The sequence below is a fragment of the Arthrobacter sp. BPSS-3 genome (assembly GCF_044628475.1).
Taxonomy (GTDB): Bacteria; Actinomycetota; Actinomycetes; order Actinomycetales; family Micrococcaceae; genus Arthrobacter.
Genome location: NZ_JBIMMV010000004.1, coordinates 124994 through 151706 on the forward strand (window position 1 = coordinate 124994; position 26713 = coordinate 151706).

Annotated in this window: 20 protein-coding genes; 8 read left to right on the forward strand and 12 right to left on the reverse strand. The window is 69.3% G+C overall.

Annotated features, from left to right (window positions below):
* Nucleotides 1-48: 48 nt before the first annotated feature.
* The 3 genes from ACFVY3_RS08060 to ACFVY3_RS08070 all read right to left on the reverse strand — a co-directional run bounded on the left by ACFVY3_RS08060 (nucleotide 49) and on the right by ACFVY3_RS08070 (nucleotide 3457).
* Nucleotides 49-780, reverse strand: a complete 732-nt coding sequence (locus ACFVY3_RS08060; protein WP_400159352.1) for a glutamine amidotransferase — start codon at nucleotides 778-780, stop codon at nucleotides 49-51.
* 33 nt (nucleotides 781-813) lie between these two features.
* Nucleotides 814-2646 (reverse strand): acetyl/propionyl/methylcrotonyl-CoA carboxylase subunit alpha, encoded by a 1833-nt coding sequence (locus ACFVY3_RS08065; protein WP_400159494.1) that lies wholly within the window; start codon nucleotides 2644-2646, stop codon nucleotides 814-816.
* 133 nt (nucleotides 2647-2779) lie between these two features.
* On the reverse strand, nucleotides 2780-3457 hold the full coding sequence (locus ACFVY3_RS08070; protein ID WP_400159353.1) for a Maf family protein: 678 nt from the start codon (nucleotides 3455-3457) through the stop codon (nucleotides 2780-2782).
* 244 nt (nucleotides 3458-3701) lie between these two features.
* Here ACFVY3_RS08070 and ACFVY3_RS08075 point away from each other — a divergent pair, with 244 nt between their 5' ends.
* A complete protein-coding gene (locus ACFVY3_RS08075) occupies nucleotides 3702-5156 on the forward strand; it encodes an HNH endonuclease (protein WP_400159354.1) in 1455 nt (484 codons plus the stop codon).
* A 53-nt stretch (nucleotides 5157-5209) separates the two neighbouring features.
* Here ACFVY3_RS08075 and ACFVY3_RS08080 read toward each other — a convergent pair whose 3' ends face one another.
* The 5 genes from ACFVY3_RS08080 to ACFVY3_RS08100 form a co-directional block, all read right to left on the reverse strand.
* Entirely contained in the window at nucleotides 5210-5515 is a 306-nt protein-coding gene (locus ACFVY3_RS08080) for a transcriptional regulator (RefSeq protein WP_364136953.1), read from the reverse strand.
* Nucleotides 5508-5978 carry a hypothetical protein gene (locus ACFVY3_RS08085; protein ID WP_400159355.1) on the reverse strand — a complete coding sequence of 157 codons (471 nt, stop codon included), beginning with the start codon at nucleotides 5976-5978 and terminating at the stop codon, nucleotides 5508-5510. Before ACFVY3_RS08085 ends, ACFVY3_RS08080 begins: the two co-directional genes overlap by 8 nt.
* Before the next feature lie 245 nt (nucleotides 5979-6223).
* Nucleotides 6224-8764: an MMPL family transporter gene (locus ACFVY3_RS08090; RefSeq protein ID WP_400159356.1), complete on the reverse strand. Its 2541-nt coding sequence runs from the start codon at nucleotides 8762-8764 to the stop codon at nucleotides 6224-6226.
* Nucleotide 8765: 1 nt separating this feature from the next.
* Nucleotides 8766-9467, reverse strand: a complete 702-nt coding sequence (locus ACFVY3_RS08095; RefSeq protein WP_400159357.1) for a TetR/AcrR family transcriptional regulator — start codon at nucleotides 9465-9467, stop codon at nucleotides 8766-8768.
* 38 nt (nucleotides 9468-9505) lie between these two features.
* A complete protein-coding gene (locus ACFVY3_RS08100) occupies nucleotides 9506-9880 on the reverse strand; it encodes a YbjQ family protein (protein ID WP_400159358.1) in 375 nt (124 codons plus the stop codon).
* Nucleotides 9881-10059: 179 nt separating this feature from the next.
* Between ACFVY3_RS08100 and ACFVY3_RS08105 the strand changes: the two genes are divergently transcribed.
* Complete coding sequence (locus tag ACFVY3_RS08105; protein ID WP_400159359.1) at nucleotides 10060-10632, forward strand: hypothetical protein; 573 nt, start codon at nucleotides 10060-10062, stop codon at nucleotides 10630-10632.
* 90 nt (nucleotides 10633-10722) lie between these two features.
* On the opposite strand, the gene ACFVY3_RS08110 is transcribed toward ACFVY3_RS08105, so the two are convergent.
* A complete protein-coding gene (locus ACFVY3_RS08110; RefSeq protein WP_400159360.1) occupies nucleotides 10723-12180 on the reverse strand; it encodes a dicarboxylate/amino acid:cation symporter in 1458 nt (485 codons plus the stop codon).
* Nucleotides 12181-12363: 183 nt separating this feature from the next.
* Here ACFVY3_RS08110 and ACFVY3_RS08115 point away from each other — a divergent pair, with 183 nt between their 5' ends.
* Nucleotides 12364-12723, forward strand: coding sequence for a VOC family protein (locus ACFVY3_RS08115; RefSeq protein ID WP_290258465.1), 360 nt, complete (start codon nucleotides 12364-12366; stop codon nucleotides 12721-12723).
* A 38-nt stretch (nucleotides 12724-12761) separates the two neighbouring features.
* Here the strand turns inward: ACFVY3_RS08115 and ACFVY3_RS08120 are convergent, their stop codons facing one another.
* Genes ACFVY3_RS08120 through ACFVY3_RS08130 form a run of 3 tightly spaced genes read right to left on the reverse strand, consistent with a single transcriptional unit; the run spans nucleotide 12762 to nucleotide 16326 of the window.
* Entirely contained in the window at nucleotides 12762-14462 is a 1701-nt protein-coding gene (locus ACFVY3_RS08120; protein ID WP_400159361.1) for a DUF885 domain-containing protein, read from the reverse strand.
* A 50-nt stretch (nucleotides 14463-14512) separates the two neighbouring features.
* Nucleotides 14513-14746 (reverse strand): acyl-CoA carboxylase subunit epsilon, encoded by a 234-nt coding sequence (locus ACFVY3_RS08125; RefSeq protein ID WP_290258463.1) that lies wholly within the window; start codon nucleotides 14744-14746, stop codon nucleotides 14513-14515.
* A complete protein-coding gene (locus ACFVY3_RS08130; RefSeq protein ID WP_400159362.1) occupies nucleotides 14743-16326 on the reverse strand; it encodes an acyl-CoA carboxylase subunit beta in 1584 nt (527 codons plus the stop codon). Before ACFVY3_RS08130 ends, ACFVY3_RS08125 begins: the two co-directional genes overlap by 4 nt.
* 256 nt (nucleotides 16327-16582) lie before the next feature.
* Between ACFVY3_RS08130 and ACFVY3_RS08135 the strand changes: the two genes are divergently transcribed.
* The 5 genes from ACFVY3_RS08135 (at nucleotide 16583) to ACFVY3_RS08155 (ending at nucleotide 26688) form a co-directional block, all read left to right on the forward strand.
* A complete protein-coding gene (locus tag ACFVY3_RS08135; protein WP_400159363.1) occupies nucleotides 16583-17485 on the forward strand; it encodes an SDR family oxidoreductase in 903 nt (300 codons plus the stop codon).
* Between the two features lie 72 nt (nucleotides 17486-17557).
* Nucleotides 17558-18466: a biotin--[acetyl-CoA-carboxylase] ligase gene (locus tag ACFVY3_RS08140; protein ID WP_400159364.1), complete on the forward strand. Its 909-nt coding sequence runs from the start codon at nucleotides 17558-17560 to the stop codon at nucleotides 18464-18466.
* Nucleotides 18459-19055, forward strand: coding sequence for a PH domain-containing protein (locus ACFVY3_RS08145; RefSeq protein ID WP_364136974.1), 597 nt, complete (start codon nucleotides 18459-18461; stop codon nucleotides 19053-19055). The genes ACFVY3_RS08140 and ACFVY3_RS08145 overlap by 8 nt, the downstream gene beginning before the upstream one ends.
* Nucleotides 19045-20376, forward strand: a complete 1332-nt coding sequence (locus ACFVY3_RS08150; protein ID WP_400159365.1) for an adenylate/guanylate cyclase domain-containing protein — start codon at nucleotides 19045-19047, stop codon at nucleotides 20374-20376. Before ACFVY3_RS08145 ends, ACFVY3_RS08150 begins: the two co-directional genes overlap by 11 nt.
* 300 nt (nucleotides 20377-20676) lie before the next feature.
* Entirely contained in the window at nucleotides 20677-26688 is a 6012-nt protein-coding gene (locus ACFVY3_RS08155) for an Ig-like domain-containing protein (protein WP_400159495.1), read from the forward strand.
* Nucleotides 26689-26713 lie beyond the last annotated feature (25 nt).

Genomic DNA, 26713 nt, shown 5'->3' on the forward strand with positions numbered 1-26713 from the left:
GGCGGTAACCGGGGAGGAACGTACGACGGCGGCGGCTCTCCTTGCGGGCTAGCGCGCGTACCGCTCCACGAAGTTGCGCAGGATGGCCATCGGCTCGGTCACGGTGTGGGTCCGGGCCTGGGCAATGAGTTCCTCGGCGGATTCCGGCGGGAAGTAGCCGGCGTGCCGGTAGATATCGATCCGGGTGGTGAGCCCGTCGGCGTCGAGCTCCGGATGGAACTGGGTGGCATAGAGGTTGGACCGGATCCGGAACATCTGCACCGGGCAGGTCTCGGAGCTGGCCAGCAGCACCGCGCCGCCGGGCAGCACGGTGCAGGCCTCCTTGTGCCCGACGAACGCCGTGAATGATTCCGGCAGCCCGCGCAGCAGCGGGTCCTGCCGGCCCGCGTCGGTCTGGCTGACGGTCACTCCGCCCAGCCCCTCGCCGTAGGTCCGGTCGATCACTGCGCCCTGGTGCAGGCCCAGGGTACCGACGCCGTAGCAGGCGCCCAGGAACGGGAAATCCTCGGCCACGATCCGGTCCAGCAGGGCGAACAGGTCCTTTTCCACCCGGTGCTGGACGTCGGTTTTGTCCTCAGCGGGGTCGCTGGAGGTGAACGGGCTGCCGCCGACAATCACGCCCGAGTACCGCTCCAGGTCCAGTGGCGGCAGGGGCGCGGCCTCCATCCGGATCCGATGCAGCCCGGACTCGGCCAGACCGGTGTAGCGCAGGTAGGCGAGATATTCGTCGTCGGCGGCGGCGTCCTCCGCGCGGGAGGCGAGCAGCAGGAAGGGCTTCACAGACCTAAGTCTGCACCGCCGCCGACGCGGCCGCTATTCGGCGCCCTCGCCATCCTCGATCATGGCGATCACGGCACCGGCGGAGACAGTCTCTCCGGCGGAGGCGGACAGGCCGATGACGATGCCGGCGCGGTGCGCGGTCAGCGGCTGCTCCATCTTCATGGCTTCCAGCACCACCACAAGATCGCCCTCGGCGACGCGCTCACCCTCGGCGACGGCCACCTTGACGATAGTGCCCTGCATGGGGGAGGTCAGGGCGTTGCCGCCGGCTGCCGCGGCGGGACCGGCGGCGCTGCGGGAGCGCTTCTTGGCCTTGGCGGGCTTGCCGCCGCCGCTGACGGTTCCGAGCGATGCCGGCAGGACGACTTCCATCCGCTTGCCGCCGACCTCGACGACGACGCGCTGGCGTTCGCCGGCGTCGGCCGCCTCGGCGGTGGCGCCGCCCGGGGTCCAAGCGGGGATGTCGTTGACGAAGGCGGTCTCGATCCAGCGGGTGTGGACCTTGAACGGTCCCTCCGCCGGGGCGAAGTCGGGGTTGCTGACGACGGCGAGATCGAACGGGATGACGGTGGGGATTCCTTCGACCACCATTTCCTCGAGGGCGCGGCGGGAGCGCTGCAGGGCCTGCTCGCGGGTGGCGCCGGTGATGATCAGCTTGGAGAGCATGGAGTCGAAGTTGCCGCTGATGACGTCGCCCTGCTCCACGCCGGAGTCGATCCGGACGCCGGGGCCGGTGGGGTTCTTCAGGGCGGTGATGGTGCCGGGGGCGGGCATGAAGTTCCGGCCCGGGTCCTCGCCGGTGATGCGGAATTCGATCGAGTGGCCGCGGACCTCGGGATCGCCGTAGCCGAGCTCCTCGCCGCGGGCCAGCCGGAACTGTTCGCGGACCAGGTCGATGCCGGTGACTTCCTCGGAGACGCAGTGCTCCACCTGAAGGCGGGTGTTGACCTCGAGGAAGGAGATGGTGCCATCCTGGCCGACCAGGAATTCGCAGGTGCCCGCGCCGAGGTAGCCGGCCTCTTTAAGGATGGCTTTGGAGGATTCGTAGAGGCGCTGGTTCTGCTCGTCGGTGAGGAACGGTGCGGGGGCCTCTTCGACCAGTTTCTGGTTGCGGCGCTGCAGTGAGCAGTCGCGGGTGGAGACGACGACGACGTTGCCGTGCGCGTCGGCCAGACACTGGGTTTCGACGTGGCGGGGAGCGTCGAGGAAGCGTTCGATGAAGCATTCGCCGCGGCCGAAGGCTGCGGTGGCCTCGCGGACGGCGGATTCGAACAGTTCGGGGATCTCCTCGCGGGTGCGGGCGACCTTGATGCCGCGGCCGCCGCCGCCGAAGGCCGCCTTGATGGCGACCGGGAGGCCGAACTTGTCGACGAATTCGAGGATTTCCTCGGCGGAGCTGACGGGGTCGGCGGTGCCGGGAACCTGGGGCGCACCGACCTTTTCGGCGATGTGCCGGGCCTGGACCTTGTCACCGAGGGCGGAGATGGCCTCGGGGGAGGGGCCGATCCAGGTGATGCCGGCGGCGATGACCTTGGCGGCGAACTCGGCGTTCTCGGCCAGGAAGCCGTAGCCGGGGTGGACGGCGTCGGCGCCGGAGCGCAGGGCCACCTCGATCAGCTTGTCCATGACCAGGTAGGACTCGCCCGCAGTGTTGCCGCCGAGCGCGTAGGCCTCGTCGGCGAGCTTGACGTGCAGCGCGTCGCGGTCCGGATCGGCGTAGACGGCCACCGAGGCCAGGCCTTCGTCACGGGCGGCGCGGATGATGCGCACCGCGATCTCGCCGCGATTGGCGATCAGCACCTTGCTCAGGCGACGGGTGCCCGGCTGGGTTGCGGCGGGCGCGGACTGGACGGACTGCTCCGAAATAGCTGACAAGGCGTCTCCTTCTTTCCTTCACGGAGCCTAGCGCGGTTTTGTGGGTTCCGCCGAGATTCCTTGCGGATCCCGCGCGTAAACCGCTATTCCTTTGTGGGGTTCCTACAAGGCCGTGCGAATTGCCTCACTCGGCGCGGACTTCGGCGGGATTGGCGGCGCCGCCAGTCCACAGCTGTGTGACGCTGACTCCCGCCTGGGCCAGGAGGCCGCGGAGGGTGGAGATGGAGAGCCCGACGACGGTGTGCGGGTCGCCGTCGACCTTGCGGATGAACGCCCCGCCGTAGCCGTCGATGGTGAACGACCCGGCGCAGAGGAGCGGCTCTTCGGTGGCGATGTACCTGTCGATTTCCGCCTCGCTCATCTCCATGAAGTGCACCTCGGCCGAGGCGACGGAGCCGAGCGTCGCACCGGAACCGGTGCCGCCGTCGTCGTCCGCTTCGTCCGTGTCCCGGCAGTCGACCAGCCAGTGGCCGGTGTGCAGGATGCCCATACTGCCACTCATCCGGAGCATGCGTTCCTTGGCGACCTCGGGGGTGTAGGGCTTGCCGTGGGCTTCGCCGTCGAATTCGAAGACGGAATCGCAGCCGATCACCAGGGCGCCCTCCGCCTCGGGCAGCGACGCGACCGCCTCGGCCTTGGCGCGGGCCAGGAGGAGGGCGGTGTCGTGCGGGTCGGTTACGCCGTAGCGGGCCTGGACGGCGTCCTCATCGACGTCCGAGACGAGAACGGTGTGCGCGATGCCGGCGTTGCTGAGCAGCTTGGTGCGGGCGGGGGACTGGGAGGCGAGGATCAGACGGGTCACGGAACCAGCGTAGTTCCTCGGGCTGACAGTGTGGCGGGTTCGGTGGGTATCCGGTGGGGTGCGGGCTTGGTCGGGGCGGCCGCCGCGCATCAAAGCGCAGCGGACGACGACGGTGCGTCGCCGAGGACGGCTTCCGGCCGCGTGGCCGCATGACCGTCGTCAGGTCTCAGCCCCGGCGGCAGAGGTCCGACGTTATGGCGGGGGGCGGGCCTAAATTGTCAGACCCCTCCGATTGAATGGGGTCATGGAAGGCAGTCGGCAGCTTTTCGAGGATTCAGTCGGCGCGGTCCCGGTGGTGGGAGACGCGGCGGCGATCATCGATGAGCTCCGCGTCCTGGAGGACCGGAAATCGACGATCTCGGCCCGGCAGGCCAGGTTGGCCGTGGCACTGGACCTGCTACGGCGGCGGGACCAGGCCGCTCTTGGCTTGCCCGCTGATCAGCTCGGCGCCGGCGTCGGGGCGGAGATCGCGTTGGCGCGGCGGGAATCCCCGGCCAAAGGGTCCCGGTTACTGGGTCTGGCCCGGGCGCTGGTGACCGAGATGCCGCACACCCTGGCCGCCCTCGACACCGGGCGCCTGAACGAATGGCGCACCACGCTCCTGGTCCGCGAAACCGCCTTCCTCGACTCTGCTGACCGTGCCGCGGTGGATGAGGAACTCGCCGCCGACACCGGCACCTACGACGGCGTCGGCGACCGTGCCATCATCTCCGCCGCCAAAGCCGCCGCCTACCGGCACGACCCGAGATCCGTCACCCAACGCGCAGCCCACGCCGAAACCGAACGCAGTGTCAGCCTCCGCCCGGCACCGGACACCATGTGCTACCTCACCGCCCTGCTCCCCGTCGCCGCCGGAGTCGCCGCCTACGCGGCCCTGACCCTGCACGCCGACACCGCCCGCGCCACCGGAGACCCACGATCCCGCGCCCAGCTGATGGCGGACACCCTGGTCGAACGCATCACCGGCACACCGGGCGGGATCACCGGCATCGAGGTTCAGCTCGTTATGACCGACCGGACCCTCCTCGCCGGAGACAGTGAACCCGCCAGGCTTGCCGGCTACGGCATTGTGCCGGCCGGATGGGCCAGGAAACTCGTGGCATCGGGAGGGAAGAGAGCCGGTGTAAGTGAACCGTCTCAACCGAAGGGGACGCACAGGAACGCCGCCGGCACCGCTCCCAACGGCAAGGGGTTCGAGGTCTGGATCCGCCGGCTCTACACCGCGCCCAGCACCGGCGAACTCGTCGGCATGGACTCCCGGGCCCGGCTCTTCCCCGCGGGCCTGCGCCGGTTCATCGTAATCCGCGACAACACCTGCCGCACCCCCTATTGCGACGCGCCCATCCGGCACCTGGACCACGTCGTTCCCTGGCACCGCGGCGGAGCCACCACAGCGGCCAACGGCGCCGGACTTTGCGAGGCCTGCAACCACACCAAAGAAACCCCCGGCTGGACCGCCCGATCGGCAGACAGAGCCCGGACCGATGGCAGACCGTCAGAGGGTCGCCACGCCTTTGAACTGACGACGCCCACCGGCCACACTTACTCGTCGATTGCCCCGCCGCTTCCCGGTACTGCCGCGAGGGCGCGAACCGCGGCAGCGGAGGTTCCGATGCGGTCGGGCAGGGGTGAGAGCCCCGGGCGAAGGAAGGAGCTCAAGAGATACCGCGGAACCGACGCCGTTCCACGGGCAGGGTAGAAGGAGTGTTCGGGCGGGGCGCCGCGGGGTGGGTCCTCGTCACCCTGCGGACCTCAGCCCGAGGTACCCGCGATGTCCTGCAGAGCCCGGACATGAGCCCCGAACGCTTTCCGGCCGACCGGGGTGAGTCCCACCCAGGTCAGCCGGCGGGCGTCGCTGCGGGCGGCCGAGGCCGACTTGGTGGTGCTGGCGTACCCGGCATCGGTGAGGGCTTTCAGATGCTTAGACAGGGTCGCGTCGGAGACTCCCAGGGTGTCCCGCAGAATCGCGAAATCCATCGTGTCGACCGGGCGCAGGAGTCCGCAGATCCGAAGACGCACCGGGGCGTGGATGAGCTCGTCAAAGCGTGCCTCAGCCACGGCGGAGGTGCTCCAGTGCGGAACGGAAGGCAGCCCCGGACAGCCACATAACGGCCCCGAACGCAGAGAGACTGGTCAGAGCCACGGCCCAGGCAGCGCCAAGGGAAACCAGGGCCAAGGACACCGAGAACAACGCGAGGCATGCCACCAGGATGACTGCGAGCAACACGGTGGCCCGCAGACCCAGGGTGCGGAACCGGATGCCCGTCTCGCGGCGGATGAGATGAACGATGATGAGGACGGCTACAAGGCCCAGCCAGCCGGACGTCGGCGGCTGGTAGCCCGCGCCCGGAGTTGTCGCGGCCGCGGCGGAGACCCACCAGGCTGCGCAGGCTCCGAGAGCGGCCATAAGCGTGGTGGGAACCCGGACGCTATCAGCGAGGACATTCCGGTCGGAGCCCAGTTCGGCAAGGAGCGCGTTGGCGTCCTCAGGGGACGGAAGCCGGCGTGAATGATTTTCCATGATGGAAAGAGTAATAAATAACTTTCTGAGACGGCAAGTTAATTGTTGCCGCAGGCCCGTGCCGTGCAGACGAGGAGATGGTCATCAGGCAGGGAAGACTTCCCGGAATGACGAACACCGCCCGCCGATCACAGGGATCGACGGGCGGCGTTCGTTGGTCGGCATCCGAGCGGCGGCATTCGCTGGGCGGCGACAGCCGCGGTGCGCAGGCGCCGTCGGGGAGCGTGACCCGCTCGGGGACCTCGTTACCGCACGGCGACCCCGGCGGGCTCGGACTCGGCGGCCTCGCCGTCGGCGTCGGCCTTGCGCAGCTTGGCGCCTTCGACGTCGACGTCCGGGAGAATCCGGTCCAGCCAGCGCGGCAGCCACCACGCCTTGCTGCCCAGCAGGTACATGACCGCCGGGACGATCGTCATGCGCACCACGAACGCGTCCACCAGCACGCCGAACGCCATCGCGAAGCCCAGCGGCCGGACCATGTTCAGGTGCGAGAAGATGAAGCCGGAGAACACACTCACCATGATGATCGCGGCGGCGGTCACCACTGCGGCCGCGTGGCTGAAGCCGGACCGGACCGCGTGCTTGGCGGTCTCGCCGTGCATGTACGCCTCACGCATGCCGGAGGTAATGAACACCTGGTAATCCATCGCCAGGCCGAACAGCACGCCGATCAGGATGATGGGCAGGAAGCTCAGCACCGCGCCCGGATTCTCCACACCGAACACGGACCCCAGCCAGCCCCACTGGTACACGGCCACCACGGCGCCGAACGCCGCCGCGAGCGAGAGCAGGAAGCCGCCGGTGGCCAGCAGCGGAACCACCACGGAGCGGAACACCAGCAGCAGCAGGATCAGCGAGAGCCCCACCACGATCGCCAGGTACGGCGGCAGCGCGTCGCCCAGCTTGGTGGAGACGTCCACGTTGCCCGCGGTCTGGCCGGTCAGGCCGATAGACACCCCGGTCTGGTCCTTGATCTGGCCCTTCTCGGCCCGCAGATCGGCCACCACCTGGACGGTGCTGGCGCTGGCCGGACCCTCCTTCGGCAGCACCTGGAACACGGCGGTCCGGCGGTCCTCACTGAGGGCCAACGGCACGGCGGCGGCCACGTTCTCGGTCTTCCGCAGGATGTCGGCGACGTCGAACTGCTTGGCCTGCGCGGCGGCCGCGTCCAGGCCCTCGGGGAAGTCGCCCACCACGATGATCGGCCCGGTCATGCCTTCGCCGAAGCTGCGCTTGGTGACGTCGTAGGCCTTGAACGCGGTGGAGGCCACCGGTTCAGAGCTGGCGTCCGGCAGGGCGAGCCGCAGCTGGCTGGCCGGCAGCGCCACGACGCCCAGCAGGATCACGCCGGCCAGGAGCGCCAGCCACGGGTGCTTGGTGACGACGCCGCCCCAGCCGTGGCTGCCGCGGTACTCGTCCCGCTCCCGGTCCTCCGAGTCGTGGCCGGGGTCGGCGTTGTGCCGTTCGGCCTTGGCCCAGGCCCGCTTCGAGATCAGCTTCCGGCCCACCAGCGAGAGGATGGCCGGCGTCAGCGTCAGGGCGACGACGACGGCGACAGCCACCGTGGCGGCGGCGGAGAGGCCCATCACGGCCAGGAACGGCAGCCCGGGCACCACCAGGGCGGCCAGGGCGATGATGACGGTCAGCCCGGCGAACATCACTGCGTTGCCGGAGGTGCCGGTGGCGAGTGCCACGGACTCCTCCGTGTCCATGCCGGAGAGCAGCTGGCCGCGGTGCCGGTTGACGATGAAGAGCGAGTAGTCGATGCCGACGGCAAGCCCCAGCATCAGGGCCAGCATCGGGGAGATGGAGCTCATGTCCACGGCGCCGCTGAGCGCGAAGGTCCCGCCGACGCCGACGGCCACACCCACGATTGCCATCAGCAGCGGCAGGCCGGCTGCCACCAGGGTGCCGAGCATGACGATCAGGACCAGAGCGGCGACGGCGATGCCGATGACCTCCGCGGTGCCGAAGAGTTCCGAGATGTCCTCGCTGATTTCCTTGCTGGGCAGGGCGGTGACATTGGCGGCGGAGACCTCGTTGACGATGTCCTGAACCTGCTGCCGGACCTCCGGCTTCAGGCCGTTGATCGAGGTCTTGAACTGCACCTGGGCGATCGCGGCCTTGCCGTCCTCGGAGACAAACCGGAGACCCTTGGAGGCCTCCAGCTGGCGTTTTCCGAGCGCGAGCTTGGCGTCGCCGGCGGCCAGGTCCTTGGTGCCCGCGTTGAGCTTCGCCTGCCCGGCTGCGAGGGCCGCCTTCTGCTGGCCGAGCTGGGCCTCGATGGCGGCATCCGGCAGGCCGGCGGCCTTCAGCTGCGCCTCGGCGGCGTCCAGCTTGGCCTTGCCGGCGGCCAACTCCGCTGCCGACGCGTCCAACTGGGCCTTGCCGGCGGCTGCCTGCTGCTCGCCGGCGGCCAGGTCGGTGCCTGCCTTGTCCAGCTGCGCCTGGGTGGTGAAAGGGTCCACGGTTCCCTGCACGTCCGGAATGGTCTTGAGCTTGGCCAGGGCGGCGGACACCGCGTCCTTGCCTGCCTGGCTGAACTGCGCGTCGTTGGCCTCGAAGACCACCGTGGCGGAGCCGCCGGAGGACGATGGCAGGTCTTTCTTGAGCTTGTCCGCCATCTGCTGGGTCTCGGTGCCCGGGATCTGGAAGTTGTTGCTGAGGGTGCCGTGGAAGGCGGCGGCGGCCCCGCCGACGGCCACCATGACGGCGAGCCACAGCGAAATGACCAGCCAGCGGTGGCGGTAGGAGAACTTGCCGAGGCGGTACAGCAGGAGTGCCATGTCAGAACCGATCTGGGGAAGGGGTGGCGGTGGAAGGGGCGGCCGGGGCGGCCGCCGGGGAAGCGAATCCGGAGCCCAGCAGGCTCATGGAGTCAATAAGGAGCTGGCGGAGGGTGGACAACGACGCGGGGGAGAGGTCGCCGTGGCAGCGGTCGAACCAGAGGTCCATGGCGGCCTTCCCGCAGGCGATGACCGAGCTGGCCAGCGCCCGCAGATAGAGCTCGTCGAGCGCCCCGGCCGGACCGGTGAAGCGGGACCGGGCGGCGTCGATGATCTCGGCGGTGCAGTGGTCCCAGGCCTCCAGTTCCGAGCGGTTCAGCTGCGGGTTGGAGAGGCCGAGCGTGTACAGCTCTGCCAGCGGGGCGATGGTCATGGGATCAGCGAGGGCCATCAGCGAGGCCTTGGCTGCCTCCAGGATGGGTTCGCTGACCGGTCGCAGCCGGAACTGCTGCAGCGCGGTGTCCAGGAAGCCGTGCGTGACCGAGGCGATGACGGCGTCGGTGCTGCCGAAGTAGTTGAAGAAGGTGCGGCGGGAGATTCCGGCCGCGTCGGCGATTTCCTCGACCGTGAAGTTGCCCGGGCCGCTGGCGCGCAGCAAGCCGAGGGCGGCGTCGATGATGGCCTGACGGGTGGCGGCCTTGTTCAGTTCACGCCGGGAGGGTGCGGCCGCGGGAGCGCCGGGACCGGTCGCGGATGGGGGCATGGAATTACACTAAGTGCATCTTTGCACTCCGGGCAAATTTATGACGGCGTCGTCAGCTGGATCGACTGTCCGGTGGCGCCCGGCTCGCCGCTGGTCAGCGGAATCGCGTAGACCGCCGTGCCGTAGGCGCAGATTTCGGACCAGCTGTTGGCCATGTGAGCGGTGTCGAAGCGCATCGCCACGATCGCATTGGCGCCGCGCTGGGCCGCCTCAGCCACCATTCGGGCCATGACCTCCTGCCGGCTCTCGTAGAGCACATCGGTCAATTCGCGCAGTTCTCCGCCCGCCAGCGAACGGAAGCCCGCCACCACCTGGGCGCCGACGTCGCGCGAGCGGACGGTGAGACCCATGACCTCCCCGAAGACGGCGTCGATGCGGTGGCCGGGGATGTCGTTGGTGGTGACGATCAGCATGCCCTGAGCCTAACCAGTCATCAGCATTCACAGGAAGCTAAAAGGTTCCCAACAGCCCACGCAGAAAAGGGCAGTACACACTGGAAGAGCGGCCGGTCCGTCAGCCACCATGGTTTCCGGGCCGCCGCACACCGTAAGACTGACACCGCCGTCGCTGACGGCAGACCAGGAGACATCGCATGTCACGTACCAAGAGAATCACGCTCGGCGTCTCGGCCACCGCCCTGGCCCTGGGCGCAGGCCTCGGGGTGGCCGGGATGGCTTCCGCCACCACCACTTACGCCCCCAGCCCGAGCGCCAGCTCCAGCGCGCCCGCCGACGGCAGCACCACCAAGGGCGACGGCGACGGGATGCGCGGCGGCCACGGCCGCGGCGACCGCGAAGGCATGGCCGGCGTCAAGGCCGCGGAACTCGCCACCAAGCTGGGCGTGGACAAGACCAAGGTGGTCGATGCCCTGAAGGCCTTCCGTGACGCGCACAAGCCGTCCACGCCGCCGGCCCAGGGCGCCAAGCCGGACCGCGCCGCGATGGAGGCGGAGCTGGCCAAGTCGCTCGCCTCCTCGCTGGGAATCGACGAAGCCAAGGTCACCGCGGCGCTGGATGAATTGAAGTCCGAGGCCCAGGCCAAGCACGCGGCCGCGCTGAAGACGAAGCTGGACAAGGCCGTCAGCAGCGGCACCCTCACCCAGGCCGAGGCGGATGCTGTCACCAAGGCCGTCGAGAAGGGCGTCATCGGCGGCGGCGGACGCTGACCGAAAACGAAACGACGCCGATGAGGCGGGATTAAAAGAAAGGTCCCCGGGAGACATACCTCCCGGGGACCTTTACTTGTGGCGGGTAGGTCAGGCCTTGCTGCCCACCAGGCGCCCGCCCTCGAACTCGTCGGCGTCGGCCTCGCGGCTGATGGCCGCGGCGGTCGGGTCGGAGCCCTCGGACTCGGCGTCGTCGTCGGCAAAGGGGTCACCGTTGCGCGGGGCGTTGTAGAGCGCCTCGTCCAGGATGCCCTGGCGCTTCGCGACGATCGTGGGGACCAGCGCCTGGCCGGCGACGTTGACCGCGGTGCGGCCCATGTCGAGGATCGGGTCGATCGCCAGCAGGAGGCCGACGCCGGCCAGCGGCAGGCCCAGTGTGGAGAGCGTCAGGGTCAGCATCACGACGGCGCCAGTGGTGCCGGCTGTCGCGGCGGAGCCCAGGACGGAGACCAGTGCGATCAGCAGGTACTGGCTGAAGTCCAGCTGGATGCCGAAGAACTGGGCCACGAAGATCGCGGACACGGCCGGGTAGATCGCGGCGCAGCCGTCCATCTTGGTGGTGGCGCCCAGCGGCACGGCGAAGGAGGCGTAGGCGCGGGGGACGCCCAGGGACCGTTCGGTGACGCGCTGGGTCAGCGGCAGGGTTCCCACCGAGGAGCGCGAGACGAAGGCCAGCTGCACGGCCGGCCACACACCGGAGAAGTACTGCTTGATGGACAGGCCGTGGCTGCGGATCAGGACCGGGTAGACCACGAACAGGACCAGCACCAGGCCGGCGTAGATGGCGACGGCGAACTTGCCGAGCGAGCCGATGGTGTCCCAGCCGTAGACGGCGACGGCGTTGCCGATCAGGCCGACGGTGCCCAGCGGGGCGATCCGGATGATCCACCAGAGGACCTTCTGGATGACGGCCAGGGCGGAGGCGTTGAGGTTCAGGAACGGCTCGGCGGCCTTGCCCACCTTGAGCGCGGCGATGCCGACGGCGATCGCGATCACCAGGATCTGGAGGACGTTGAAGCTCACGGCCGTGGTGGCGGTGCCGTCGGCGACGGTGGTGCTGGCGCCCAGGCCCAGGAAGTTCTTCGGGAAGAGTCCGATCAGGAACGCCCACCAGTCGCCGGACTTGCCGGTGTACTTGGCTTCCTGGGTGATGCCGGTGCCGGCGCCGGGCTGCAGCAGGACGCCCAGGCCCATGCCGATCAGGACCGCGATCAGCGAGGTGATCGCGAACCAGAGCAGCGTGTTCCAGGCCAGCCGGGCCGCGTTGGAGACGGCGCGGAGGTTGGAGATGGAGCTGACGACGGCGGTGAAGATCAGCGGGACGACGGCCGTCTGCAGCAGCGAGACGTAGCTCGAGCCGATGGTCTGCAGCGTGGCGCCGAGGGCGTTCGGGGCCGCCTTGGTGCTGCCCGTGTACTTCGCGAGCAGGCCGAGTCCCAGGCCGACGATCAGCGCGGCGATGATCTGGAAGCCGAACGAGCCGGCCCAGCGTGGCAGCCGAAAACCGGGCTTGCCTGCGGTTGCGGGGGTACTTGTCTGAGTGGTCACCCGAATACGCTAGGACCACGGCCCTTACCACGACGAACCAATGTTGAGAAATGTTACGCGGCAGATTTTGCGTTGTGCTTCGAAAAACCCTGCAACGACGCCGAAAGACTGCCCCATTGTGAAGTTATTCCGGCCCGGAGTGTGGTGATTGTCTCTCGGCAGGATGCGCCCTAGAGTGGCGCCATGGCTATCGCACGCTTTCCCGCCGTCGTCCTCGACTGCCCCGACCCCCGGGCCCTGGCGCGGTTTTACGGCGCCCTGCTCGACTGGACCATCGAGCAGGACGACGAGGGGTGGACCTCCATCCGCGCCGAGTACGGCGACTCGATCAATTTCCAGAAAGTGGAATCCTTCGTCCCGCCGCAGTGGCCGGGCCAGGAAATGCCGCAGCAGATGCACCTGGACCTGACCGTTGACGACCTCGACGCGGCCGAGGCGGCGGTGCTGGAGCTTGGCGCGACCCGGCACGAGCACCAGCCGGGGGAGACCTTCCGGGTCTTCCTGGACCCGGCCGGCCACCCCTTCTGCCTCTGCCTGAGCTAGCCCCGAGAGGCTAGCCCCGAAAAGCCAGCCCCGAAAAACTAGCCCAGCAGCGCCCGCTTCAGCGTGTCCAGCCCCACCGAGCCCATGTTCAGCGCCTTGGTGTGGAACGCCTTGAGGTCGAAGCCGGGGCGGGACTCCAGCTCGGCCCGGATCTGCTCCCAGAGCCGCTGGCCAACCTTGTAGGACGGGGCCTGGCCCGGCCAGCCCAGGTAGCGGGTGAACTCGAACTTCAGCTGGCCCTCGCTGATCGGCAGGTTGGCCTTGAGGAACTCGAAGCCCTTCTCCGAGGTCCAGGTGCCGCTGCCCCAGCGCTCGGGGACCTCGAGCTCCAGGTGCACGCCGATGTCGAAGACCACGCGGGCCGCGCGCATCCGCTGCATGTCCAGCATGCCCATGTGGTCACCCGGATCTTTGAGGTAGCCCAGTTCCTGCATCAGCTTCTCGGCGTACAGCGCCCAGCCCTCGCCGTGACCTGAGGTCCAGCAGACGCTGCGGCGCCACTTGTTCAGCAGCTCGCGGCGGTAGACGGCGGTGGCAACCTGCAGGTGGTGGCCCGGGACGCCCTCGTGGAACACGGTGGTGGTCTCGGCCCACGTGGTGAAGGTGTCCTCGCCGGCGGGTACGGACCACCACATCCGGCCCGGGCGGCTGAAGTCCTCGGACGGGCCGGTGTAGTAGATGCCGCCCTCGTCGGTGGGGGCGATCCGGCATTCCAGGGTCTTCATGATGTCCGGGATCTCGAAGTGCACGCCGGCGAGGTCCGCCACTGCTTTGTCCGAGAGTTCCTGCATCCAGGCCTGGAGCGCGTCGGTGCCCTTGAGCTGGCGCGCCGGGTCGTTGTTCAGGATCTCCTTGGCCTCTTCGATGGTGGCGCCGGGGCGGATCTGGTCCGCGACGCGCTCCTGCTCGGCGATCAGCCGGTCCAGTTCCTGCACGCCCCAGGCGTAGGTTTCCTCGAGGTCAACGGCGGCGCCGAGGAACTGGCGGGAGGCCAAGGCGTAGCGTTCGCGGCCCACGGCGTCCTTGTCCGGGGCGACCGGCAGCAGCTCGGATTCGAGGAACCCGGCCAGGCGGGAGTAGGCCACGCGGGCGTCCGCGGCACCGGCGTCGAGGTCCGACTGCAGGTCTGCCGGAAGCGGGCCGTCACCGGTGCGGGCGCCGGCGGCGAGCTTGGCGAAGAAACCGTCCTCGGCGGCGTACTTGGTGGTCTGCTCGATGACGATCCGCACCTGGCGCGCGGCGGAGACCTTGCCGTCGGCCTTGGCCGCGCGGAGGGATTCGATGTAGCCGTCGATGGCGCCGCCGATGTTGTGCGCGCGGCCGGCGATGTGGTCCCAGTCCGTGGTGGTGGCCGTGGGCATCAGGTCGAAGATGGCCCGGATCTGCTGGGCCGGGGATTCGATGTTGTTCAACTCGGCCAGGCCCCAGCCCGACTCGTGGATTTCCAGCTCCAGGCCCAGGCGCTCGCGCATCGCGTCCAGGGTGACGGCGTCGACGTCGTCCTCCGGCTCCAGCCCGTCCAGGGCGTCCAGCGCCTCGCGGGCCGCGGCGGCGAACGCGTCATGGCCGGCGGGGGAGAAGTCCGGGTACTCGGTCTCGTGGCCGGGCAGGCCCAGTTCGGTGGCGAAGCTCGGGTTGAGCCGGATCAGGGTGTCCGTGTACGCGTCGGCGACGGCGTCGATCCGGGTCTGCGGGCGGGCCGGCGTGCCGGCGGCGGGGGTGTTGGTTTCGATAGTCACCCGACCGACACTAGCCCGGCCCGCGCAGTTATGAAAGGGTTACTGAACTTTTAGCCGCGGCTGCGTTTCCACGAGCCCGGGCCGGGCTTGGGGGCCAGCTGCAGCTGCTGCCGGCGGATCCAGTGACGGGCGCTGGGCTGCTTCGCCTCCGCCGGCGCGCCGCTGCCCAGGGACAGGACGACGGCGGTAAGCGCGGCGAGTTCCTCCGCGGTGGGATCGCCTTTGACGACGGCCAGCAGGGGCTGCTCCGCCGGCGCGGCTGCGGGGTCTGGAGCGGCGGTCACAGCGGGATGTTCCCGTGCTTCTTGGCGGGCAGGCTGGCGCGCTTGTCTCGGAGCGCCCGCAGGCCCTTGATGATCTGCAGCCGGGTCTCCGACGGGGCGATCACGGCGTCGACGTAGCCAAGCTCGGCAGCCTGGTACGGGTTGAGGAGCTCCTCCTCGTACTGCCGGATGACCTCGGCGCGCTTGGCCTCGACGTCGCCGCCGGCCTCCGCCACGGCCGCCAGTTCGCGGCGGTACAGGATGTTGACGGCGCCCTGGGCGCCCATGACGCCGATCTGCGCTGTGGGCCAGGCGAGGTTCAGGTCCGCGCCCAGCTTCTTGGAGCCCATCACGATGTACGCTCCGCCGTAGGCCTTGCGGGTGATGACGGTCAGCTTCGGCACGGTGGCCTCGGCGTAGGCGTAGAGCAGCTTGGCGCCGCGGCGGATGATGCCCTGGAACTCCTGGTCCTTGCCGGGCAGGAAGCCGGGCACGTCCACCAGGGTGATGATCGGGATGTTGAAGGCGTCGCAGTGCCGAACGAAGCGGGCGGCCTTCTCCGAGGCGGCGATGTCCAGGGTGCCGGCGAACTGCATCGGCTGGTTGGCCACGATGCCCACGGTGTGGCCCTCGACCCGGCCGTAGCCAATGATCACGTTGGGCGCGTAGAGGGACTGCATCTCCAGGAAGTGCGCGTCGTCGACGATCTGCTCGATCACCTTGCGCATGTCGTACGGCTGGTTGGCCGAGTCCGGGATGAGCGCGTCCAGGGCGAGGTCATCGTCGTCGAGCTCAAGTTCCTGCGCATGCTCCAGCACGGGGGCCTCGGCCAGATTGTTCGAGGGCAGGAAGTCCAGCAGTTCGCGGACGAACTCGACGGCGTCGGCCTCGTCGGCGGCCAGGTAGGTGGAGGTGCCGGTGTTGGCGTTGTGCTGGCGGGCGCCGCCCAGGGTCTCCATGTCCACGTCCTCGCCGGTGACGGTCTTGATCACGTCGGGGCCGGTAATGAACATGTGCGAGGTCTTGTCCACCATGACCACGTAGTCGGTCAGGGCGGGGGAGTAGGCCGCGCCGCCGGCGGAGGGGCCCATGATGAGGGAGATCTGCGGGACGACGCCGGAGGCGTGGACGTTGTTGCGGAAGATGTCCGCGAACATGGCCAGCGAGGCGACGCCCTCCTGGATGCGGGCGCCGCCGCCGTCGAGGATGCCGACCACCGGGCAGCCGTTGCGCAGCGCGAATTCCTGGACCTTGACGATCTTCTCGCCGTTGACCTGGCTGAGGGACCCGCCGTAGACGGAGAAGTCCTGGCTGTAGACGGCGACCGGCCGGCCGTCGACGGTGCCGTAGCCGGAGACCAGCCCGTCGCCGAGGGGCTTCTTCTTCTCCATGCCAAACGCGGTGGAGCGGTGCACGGCCAGGGCATCGAACTCCACGAAGGAGCCGGCGTCGAGGAGCAGGTCGATGCGCTCGCGGGCGGTGTTCTTGCCGCGGGCATGCTGCTTGGCGATGGCTTCGGGGCCGGAGGGCTGCTCGGCACGGGCCTGGCGGTCGCGGAAATCGGCAATCTTTCCCGCAGTCGTGGTCAGATCGTGGCTCATCAGGTGTCTCCGGCTCTGTTGTTCTGTGCTGACGTTCTCTGTCGGTCGTGGGCGTTAGCCCCGGCCCGTGCGGGGAATTCGCCGTTTAGGTGAATCCACACAAAAGCAGGGCCGCTGTCGCAAGTCTAGTAACGGTATTCGAGCTTGCCGCTGTAGAAACCCTACAATTTTCGACCGAATTCGCGGCGGGTGGGGCTGTACGGCACATGGGAAAAAGGGGATGTTACTGGCGGGTAACATCGGTTAGGGTAGTGCCATGACTTCCAGCAATGACGCTTTGGACACCTCCGCCGCCCAGCAGCCGGGCCCCTACCGCGCCACCGGGTCCCTGGCCGGCCGCACCATCCTGATGTCTGGCGGCAGCCGCGGCATCGGCCTGGCCATCGCCCTGCGCGCCGCCCGGGACGGGGCCAACATCGCCCTGCTGGCCAAGACCGGCCAGCCGCACGCCAAGCTGGAGGGCACTGTCTACACCGCCGCCGAGCAGATTGAGGCGGCCGGCGGCCGGGCCCTGCCGCTGGTCGGGGACGTGCGCAACGACGGCGACGTCGAAGGCGCCGTGACGTCCACGGTCGAGCGGTTCGGCGGGATCGACATCGTTATCAACAATGCCTCGGCGATCGACCTGTCCAAGACCGACGCCGTGGACATGAAGCGTTACGACCTGATGCAGGACATCAACGTCCGCGGCACGTTCCTGCTGAGCAAGCTGTCCCTGCCGGCACTGCGCGAGTCTGAGGCCGGCCAGATCCTGACCCTCTCGCCGCCGCTGAACCTGGACCCCAAGTGGGCCGGCCTGCACCTGGCGTACACCATGGCCAAGTACGGCATGAGCCTGACCACCCTGGGCCTGGCCGAGGAGCTCAAGGTGGACGGCATCAGCGTCAACTCGCTCTGGCCCTGCACGCTGGTGGACACCGCCGCCATCCGCAACATGCCCGGCGGGGACCGCATCGTCCGCGGCGCCCGCGGCCCGGAGATCATGGCCGACGCCGCGCACGCCATCCTCACCGCGGGCAACGCCATCCCCGAATCGGGTAGCTGGAGTGGAAACTTCTACACCGACGAGCAGGTCCTCAAGGCCGCCGGCGTCACGGACTTCACCCCCTACAGCATGGGCGCCCCGGAAGATCAGCTGGTTCCTGACATTTTCCTCTGAGTTCCCCGACCATGCCGCCGGTGACGGGCTGTCACCGGCGCCGGGGAGGCCGCAACTCGGTAGGATTCAAGCATGGAAGCCGAGCAGCGAAACCCTGACCGTCCGCCGCTGGACCGGGCGGCCCTGACCGATCCTGCCTTCCTGGCCGGGAACGGGCTCGCCGGGGTGAGTGTGGTCGACTCCACCGGCTCCACCAATGCGGACCTGCTGCGCGGCGTCACCGTGGACCCGGCGTCGTATCCGGACCTAACTGTACTGACCGCCGAACACCAGAGCGCGGCCCGCGGCCGGCTGGACCGGCACTGGGAGGCCCCCGCCCGCAGCTCGGTCTCCGTCTCGATCGTGCTCCGCCCGGTCAACGCCGACGGCCGGCCGCTGCCCACCGACTCCTACTCCTGGCTCTCGCTGCTGGGAGCGCTGGCGCTGCGCGAGGCCCTGCTGGAAACCGCCGGGATCCCGGCCGAGCTCAAGTGGCCCAACGACGTGCTGGTGCGCGGGAAGAAGATCGCCGGCATCCTCGCCCAGCTGGGCCCCGTGGGCGACGGTGCCGTCCCGCCGGTGATCCTCGGCACCGGACTGAACGTCACCCTGACAGGCGCGGAGCTGCCGGTACCCACCGCCACGTCCGTGCTGCTGGAGAACCCCCGCACCGTGGACCGGACCGAGCTGCTCAAGAGCTACCTGTCCCGCTTCTGCACGCTGTACCGCGGCTTCTGCAACGCCGACGGCGACCCCGCCGCGGGCCTGGCCGGCGGACCCGCCCTGCACAAGCGGGTGGAGCACGTGCTCACCACCTTGGGCAAGCAGGTCAGGGCCCAGCTGCCCGGCGACCACGAGATCATCGGCCACGCCAGCCGGCTGGACGAGTACGGCTCGCTGCTGGTGGTGGACGAGCGCGGCCGGGAGCATGTGGTGACCGCCGGCGACGTCGTCCACCTGCGCCCGTGGAGCCCGCCCGGCACCGAAAGCGGCTATGCGTAAAGAGCTGTTCCCGGGCGAGCAGGTCATCGTGGCCACCCGCCCGCAGCCCCGGACCCTGATCGGACCGGCGCTGCTCCTGATCGTCGTAGCGGCCCTTACCGCCTACGCCTGCGCCTGGATCACCAAGGGCGGACCGGGCAAGCTGCTGCCGCTGGTGACCGCGGAATGGACGCCCTGGCTGACCGGGGCGTGCCTGGTGGTGGCCGCGTGGGCCGTGCTCTCCTACGGGCTGCCCCGGCTGGTGGCCTGGCAGGGCAGCCGCTACATCCTGACCAGCCGGCGCCTGGTGGCCCGCAACGGCATGCTCCGCCGCCGCGACCAGCAGGTTCCGCTCGTCGCAGTCCGTAATGTGTTTGTCGATCAGTCGTTGCTTCAGCGGAGCCTGCGGTCCGGGAATATATCCTTGGACACCGGGTACCCCGCAAACACGGTGATTCCCGACGTCCCGGAAGTCATGACCTTCCGGCGCTTCATCCTCGAGGCGATGGAAGAGCTTCCGGAGGGCGAAGTGATGAACGACGGCGGTACGGACGACGGCTCCGACGAATGGCCATGGGAGATGAGGGAAGGTGGACGAGATGACCGCTGAGAACGCGCACCCGGACACCGGACTCCTGGCTCCCGAGCCCTCCGACGTGCCCGACGCCGTCGTTGACCCCGCCGCCTTGGAGGCCGCGGTGCTGGACACGGCAGGCGACGCCGCTGCTGAAGGTGCCGCTGACGGCGCTGCTGTCGGGACAGTCGATCCCGAAACCCTGACCGACGACGCCGCCGATGCCGGTTCCGACCCGGCCGACGCCGATGCGGACGCCGCGGCGACCTCGGCCCGCGCCCAGGCCGTCGCCGCCCACCCCGCCACCGGCGCCATGTCGCCCGAACGGCTGGCCATCAAGGCCCTCGAACAGCGGCTGCTCGGCGGCGAACGCAAGCTCCGCCGCCGCGAGGTGGCCGCCGGGGCCGGCCTGTCCCTGCTCTCGGCCCGGAAGCTATGGCGCGCCCTCGGCTTCCCGAACCTCGGAGACGAGGACGTGGCCTTCACCGAGGCGGACCTGACCGCCCTGAACACCGTGGTGGGCCTGGTCCGCACCGGCACACTCACCGAGGAAGCGGCCATCTCCGTCACCCGCGCCATCGGCCAGATGACGGACCGCATGGTGGTCTGGCAGATCGAGGCCCTGGTCGAGGACATGGTCCACCAGCAGGGTGTCAGCGACGCCGTCGCCCGCAAGCAGCTTGTCGGCCAGCTGCCCGCCCTGGTGGACGCCCTGGAGGAGGTGCTCGTCTACTCCTGGCGCCGGCAGCTCAACGCGGGCGTGCAGCGCCTGGCCGTCCGCGCCGAGGCTGGGCTGGCCTCCAGCGAAGAGGGCCGCGAGGGCGATGAGGACGACGCGCCGCTGCCCCTGGCCCGCGCCGTCGGCTTCGCCGACCTGGTCTCCTACACCAGCCTCTCGCGCCGGATGAACGAGAAGACCCTGGCCCAACTGGTGCAGCGGTTCGAAAACAAGTGCGCGGAGATCATCTCCGTGGGCGGCGGCCGCCTGGTCAAGACCGTGGGCGACGAAGTCCTCTACATTGCCGAGACCCCCGCCGCGGGCGCGGAGATCTCCCTGGCCCTCTCACAGGCCTTCAACGACGACGAGATCCTTCCCCAGGCCCGGGTGGCGATGGTCTGGGGTCGCATCCTCTCCAGGCTCGGCGACATCTACGGGCCCACCGTCAACCTGGCCGCCCGGCTGACGGCGCTCGCGGACCCCGGCACCGTGCTGGTGGACTCCATGACCGCCGCCGCCCTGGAGCACGACGAGCGCTTCGTCCTGCTGCCCCGGGAGGCGGAAAACGTGCGTGGTTTCGGCGAGATCCTGCCGGTGGAACTGCAGCGCGGACAGGGCAGGGGCCTGGTCCTGGACTAAGTCCCGGGGTTTCTAAAGTCGCCGGTCTTATGTCATAGTCGTGGAGGCCCAGCCGGGCCGGCGCCCACGGGGGGAGCCGCCGGCGGGCAGAGCTCCCCATCGCGCCGCCGCGGGCCGTTCGGTAGGCTGTCGCGGGGCGCAGAGCCCTGCCCGGGGCTTTCGCCCGGAACCCAATGCCGCATTTTTTGAGGGACAACTGACGCCGTGACACGACTGCTGAGCACTCTGAAGGCCAGGAAACCGGGTTCCCTGCTGCCCCGTTTCCGGCGTCTGAGCCGTGCCCGACGCCGCCTGCTTTCCGTGGTGGGGTTCGTGGTGTCGCTCGCCGTCCTGGTGGTGGCCGCGGTGCTGTACCCGGGCTTCAAGACCACCGAGGTGGACCTGAACGACGGCGGCGTCTGGGTGGTCTCGAAGTCGAAGAACGCCGTGGGCCGGTTGAACTACCCGTCCCGCGTGCTCGACGGTGCCGTGACCCCGGCGTCGACCTCCTTCGACGTCCTGCAGGATGCCGGCACCGTGTTCGTCGACGACGCCAACGGGGCGACGCTGAACCAGGTCTCCGCCGCGCAGATGCGCCTCGGCGGGGACCGGAAGCTGCCCGGATCCGCCGAGGTCAGCTTCGGCTCGCGGGTCATCGCCGTGACCGACCCGGCGAAGGGTTCGGTCTGGGCGCTCTCGCCCTCCTCGCTGAACAGTTTTGACCCGGAGAACGTGGAACCGGTGCTCCAGGGCGGCAAGGGCGTGGTCTCCGTGGTCGGCTCCGATGACCGGATCTACAGCGTCGACCCGAAATCCGGCAAGGTCACCGTCACCGGTGTCGACACCGCGGGGAAGCCCACGGCGGACTCGCAGTCCGCCACTTGGGACGGGCTGAAGGGCGCCGGCACGGTGCAGCTGACCGTGGTGGGCGACCAGCCGGTGGTGCTCGACGCCGGCCGGTCAAAGCTGTTCCTGCCCGGCGGCCGGGAACTGGCGTTGGCCGACGCGAAGGACGCCAAGCTGCAGCAGCCCGGTCCGGGCTCGGACGCGGTGGCCGTGGCCACGCCGAAGGCGCTGCTGGAGGTACCACTGGACGGTTCGACGGCGCGGACGGTGACGTTCGGCGGACAGGGAGTGCCGGCGGCGCCGGTGCAGCTGGGCGGTTGTGTGCACGCCGCCTGGTCCGGGGCGAACAAGTACGTCCGCGACTGCGTCAACAACGCCGACGACAAGACCTCCGACGTTCCCAAGGCCTCGGCGTCGCCGAGCTATGTTTTCCGGGTCAACCGGGACCTGGTGGTGCTCAACGACGTGAACTCCGGCAACGTCTGGCTGGTCAACCAGAACATGCAGCTGGTGAACAACTGGGACGACGTCATCCCGCCGAAGAACCAGTCCAACGACCAGGACCAGGAATCCGCGGACAACAACACCATCAACATCCTCCCGGACCGCACCAAGCCCAACCGGCCGCCGGAAACCAAGCCGGACACCGTGGGCGTGCGGCCCGGCCGCACCACCGTGCTCTCGGTCCTGGATAACGACTCCGACCCCGACGGCGACGTCCTCACCGCCTCCGTGGCCGGCAACGGCCCCAAATCCGGCAGCCTGGAGAGCATCTACGGCGGCACGGCCTTCCAGATCACCGTCCCGTCGGACGCTAAGCCCGGCACCGAAACCTTCGGCTACAACGCCGCGGACGGCCGCGGCCTGTCCGCCGCCGGCACCGTCACGCTCAGCGTGGTCGGCCCGGACGAGAACAAGCCCCCGCTGTTCAAGCGTGGCGAGCCCACCACCATGCTGGTGGAGCAGGGCAAGTCCGTCAGCCAGAACATCCTCACCGACTGGATGGACCCCGACGGCGATGACCTGGTGCTGCTGGACGCGAAGGCGGACAACGAGCAGGACCAGGTCAAGGTCCGCCGCGACGGCCTGCTCAGTTACCAGGACTCCGGCGCCGCCCCCGGCAAGAAGACCGTCACGGTCAGCGTCTGGGACGGCCGCGCCACCACCACCGGCAAGGTGATCGTCAACGTCCAGCCGCCCGGCGCCCTGCAGCCGGTGGTCAACGCGGACCACGTCACCGCCGTCGTCGGCCAGGACCTGGTGATCGCGCCGCTGAAGAACGACGTCGACCCCAACGGCGGCGCCCTGCGCCTGGCCCAGGTGGAAGCTGCAGGCCCGGCCCAGCTGGGTCCCGTGACCGACGGCGGAACCTTCACCTTCCGCAGCGACACCCCGGGTCCCGTCTACCTCACCTACATCGCCAGCAACGGCCCGCAAAGCACCCAGGGCCTCATCCGGGTGGACGTCGAATCCGGCAAGGACACCGGCAACCCGGTGGCCGTGCACGACGTCGCCCTCATGCCCACCGGCGGCAGCGTCCTGGTGGACCCGCTGGCCAACGACTCCGACCCGGCCGGCGGCGTCCTGGTGCTACAGTCCGTCCAGGTGCCGGAGAACTCCACCGCCTCGGTCAGCGTGATCGACCACAGCGTCCTGCGCGTCACCGACATCGTCGGCACGCGGGAACCGTTCACCTTCCGCTACACCATGTCCAACGGCAGCAAGTCCGCCACCGGCAGCGTCTCCGTGGTCCCGGTGCCCGCCCCGGCCGTGCTCGAGGCCCCGCAGCCGAAGCCGGACGAGGTCAACGTGCGCGTCAACGACGTCGTCACGATTCCGGTGCTGGCCAACGACACCCACCCTCAGGGCCAGAAACTCACGGTGGACCCAGTGCTCCCGCAGCCCGTCCCCGAGGCCGACGGCAAGAGCTTCGTCTCCGAGAACACCCTGCGGTTCATTGCAGGCCCCGTTCCGAAGACCGTCCGCGCCATTTACAACGCCGTGGACCCGCAGGGCCAGAAGAGCGCCGCCGCGGTCACCATCCACATCCTGCCGCTGGAGGGGGCACAGAACTCCCGCCCGCAGCCGAAGAACCTTACCGCCCGCGTGGTTGCCGCCGGCACCGTCCGGATCCCGGTGGAACTGGACGGCATCGACCCGGACGGCGATTCGGTCCAGCTGACCGGGATCGACAGTTCCCCGTCGATGGGCACGGCCACCGTGGGCAGCAACTTCATCGACTTCACCGCCGCCGGCGACGGCGCGGGTACGGACACCTTCCGCTACAAGGTGGTGGACCGGCAGGGCGCCGTGAACACCGGAACTGTCACGGTGGGCATCGCCCCGCGGGGGGATGTCAACCAGAAGCCCACACCCGTGGATGACGAGGTCAAGGTCCGGCCCGGCCGGCAGATCGCCGTCGACGCCCTGGGCAACGACACCGATCCCGACGGCGACCCGATCAAGATCCTCGCGAACGAGATCGAGGCCCCTCAGGAGCTGCAGGCCACCGTCAGCAAGCAGAGCGGCCGGATTATCGTGCTGGCGCCGGGGGAGGAGGGCACCACCAACGTCCGCTACACTGTGGCCGATGACCGCGGCGCCACCGCCCAGGCCTCGATCGCGGTGAAGGTCATGAAGGACGTGCCGCTGCAGGCCCCGATCGCCCGGGACGACCGGGTCACCTCCGCCCAGACGCTGGGCAAGACCGCCGTCGATGTGCCCGTGCTCAAGAATGACGAGGACCCCGACGGCGTCGGCGAGAACCTCAAGATCTCCACCGAGTCGCCCACCGCCCGGCCCGGCACCGACGGCAACGTGATCGTCGAACTGACCGAGGGGCCGCAGCTGATCCCCTACACCGTGGAGGACGTGGACGGGCTGAAGTCCACCGCCATCATCTGGGTACCCGGCATCGGCCAGCAGGTCCCCACCCTGGCCAAGAACGACGTGATCGAGGTGGTCGCCGGGCAGTCCGTCACGGTCGATCTCAAGGAATGGGTGAAGGTCCGCGACGGCCGCTCCCCGCGGCTGACCCAGACGGACCGGATCAAGCTGATCGGCGCGGACGGTTCCGACCCGGTCGCGGGGGACGGCACCGCGCTGAAGTACACCGCCGGCCAGGACTACGTGGGCCCCGGTTCGCTGAGCTTCGAGGTCACCGACGGCTCCGGCCCGGACGACCCGGCCGGCCTGAAGTCCACCCTGAGTATCCGCACCAAGGTGCTCCCGGACCCCAACCGGAACAACCCGCCGGTGCTGCTGGGCAGCCAGGTGGACGTGCCCAAGGGCGACACCGCCAGCACCGACCTGGCCAAGCTCACCACCGACCCGGACGACGGCGACGTGGACGCCATGAAGTACGAGCTCGCCGGCAACGCGCCCGCCGGGTTCGACGCCTCGATCGACGGCAAGACGCTCAAGGTCACGGTCAAGGACGGGACCGCCTCCGGCGCCACCGGCGCGGTCCAGGTCAAGGCCAAGGATCCCCGCGGCCTGGAATCAACGGCCACCTACCAGCTGACCGCCACGGCCTCCAACCGACCCAAGCCGGTGGCCAATGACGACGTCGAGGAGAACGCCGCCGTCGGCAAGCCGGTGACGGTCAACGTGCTGGCCAACGACGCGAACCCGTTCCCGGAGACGCCGCTGAAGATCCTCTCCGCCACCGCGGAGACCGGCTCCGGCAACGTCTCCGTGGCCCGGGACAGCGTGCAGGTCACCCCGTCCGCCTCGGGCACCATGGTGGTGTCCTATACGGTGGCGGACAAGACCGGTGACCCGTCCCGGAACGCGACTGCCCGGATCCGGCTCACCGTCAAGGACAAGCCCCTGGCCCCCGGCACGCCGCAGGCTCAGAGCGTGGGCGACCGGACGGCGCTGCTGACCTGGACCCCGCCGGCGGACCGCGGTTCACCGATCACCAGGTACACGGTGACGGGGGAGGGCGGCTTCAGCCAGGACTGCCCGGCCAACTCGTGCACCCTCAACGGGCTGACCAACAACACCAAGTACCACTTCACGGTCACGGCCACGAACGACGTCGGCACCTCCGACCCGTCTCCGGCCTCAGCGGAGGTGCGCCCGGATGTCAAGCCGGACACCCCCGCCGCGCCCACCCTGAAGTTCGGCGACAAGCAGCTGTCCGTCGCGTGGACCGCCCCCGCGTCCAAGGGTTCGGCGATCAAGTCCTACGACCTGGAGATTTCGCCGGCTCCCGCGGGCCAGAACGCCCAGATCCAGAACCTGACCACCACCAGCTACGTCTGGAAGGGCCTGAAGAACGGCGTGGCCTATACGGTGCGCGTGCTGGCCCGGAACGACGCCAAGGACCCGTCCGAGTGGAGCGCCTACTCGGCGGCGGAAACCCCCGCCGGCGTGCCCGTCACCCCGGCGGCCCCCAGCGCCAGCCAGGCCGGCTCGGTCGGTTCACAGAGCCAGATGAAGGTCTCCTGGGCGGCGCCGAACAATAACGGCGACGCGATCTCCGTCTACACCCTGACCACCCTGCGGGGTGGATCCGTGGTGAATACCCAACAGGTCTCCGGCACCTCGCAGAACGTGACGGTGGACAACTCGGAGGCGGACTACACCTTCACGGTGGCGGCCACCAACAAGGCCGGCACCTCGGGCACCAGCCCGGCCTCGGCACCGGTCCGCGCGGCCGGCAAGCCCGGCATGGTCAGCGGCGGCAGCGTGGCCGCTACCGGCAGCAGCGGGGACCTGAAGGTCACCTTCACCCCGCTGACGCAGGCTCAGCGCAACGGCTCCACCGCCTCGGAGATTGCCTACCGGTGGAACACCGCTTACGGCTCCGGGCCGATCAACGCGGGCGGCGGCACCATCGGCGGCCAGCCCAACGGCAGGAACGTCACGGTGAACATTATTGCGGTGTCCACCAAGAACAACGTCTCCGGAGACGCCCAGGCCATCGGCTCTGCCGTCCCCTACGGTCCCCCAGGGGTGCCGAACGTCAACGGCGGCACGTCGCAGCCGGGCGACGGACAGGTGCACTGGACCTGGTCCCAGCCCGCCGACAACGGCAAGCCGATCGTCCGCTACGAGGTCAGTTACGATGGCGGCGGCTGGACCAGCGTGGGGCTGAACCGCAGCTACGACCACAACGCCGGCGGCTGGGACAAGCGGCACACCCTGGCCGTCCGGGCCTGCAACGACACCAGCTGCGGCGGCTCCGGCAGCGCCCCCTCAACCTCCGGGGCCGACCCGACCCCGCCGCTGTCCCAGATCCAGGCGCACAACAGCACCTGCCCGGGCAAGCCCGGCCAGGCGGACACCTACAACCCGAGCGGGCCGTCCTGCGGCGTCGGCTGGGTGCAGCGGTCAGAGGGCAAGCTGAACGTCGACTGCACCAAGGACATCTACGGCAACGGCACCCCCTGGTACCGGATGACCGGGGGCAGCCACCCCAGCTGGTACGCCAAGTCCACCACCGTGGATCTGTTCGGTCCCGCCCCCGGCGGCTGCTGATGACCGCCGCTTCGCCAAACACCGG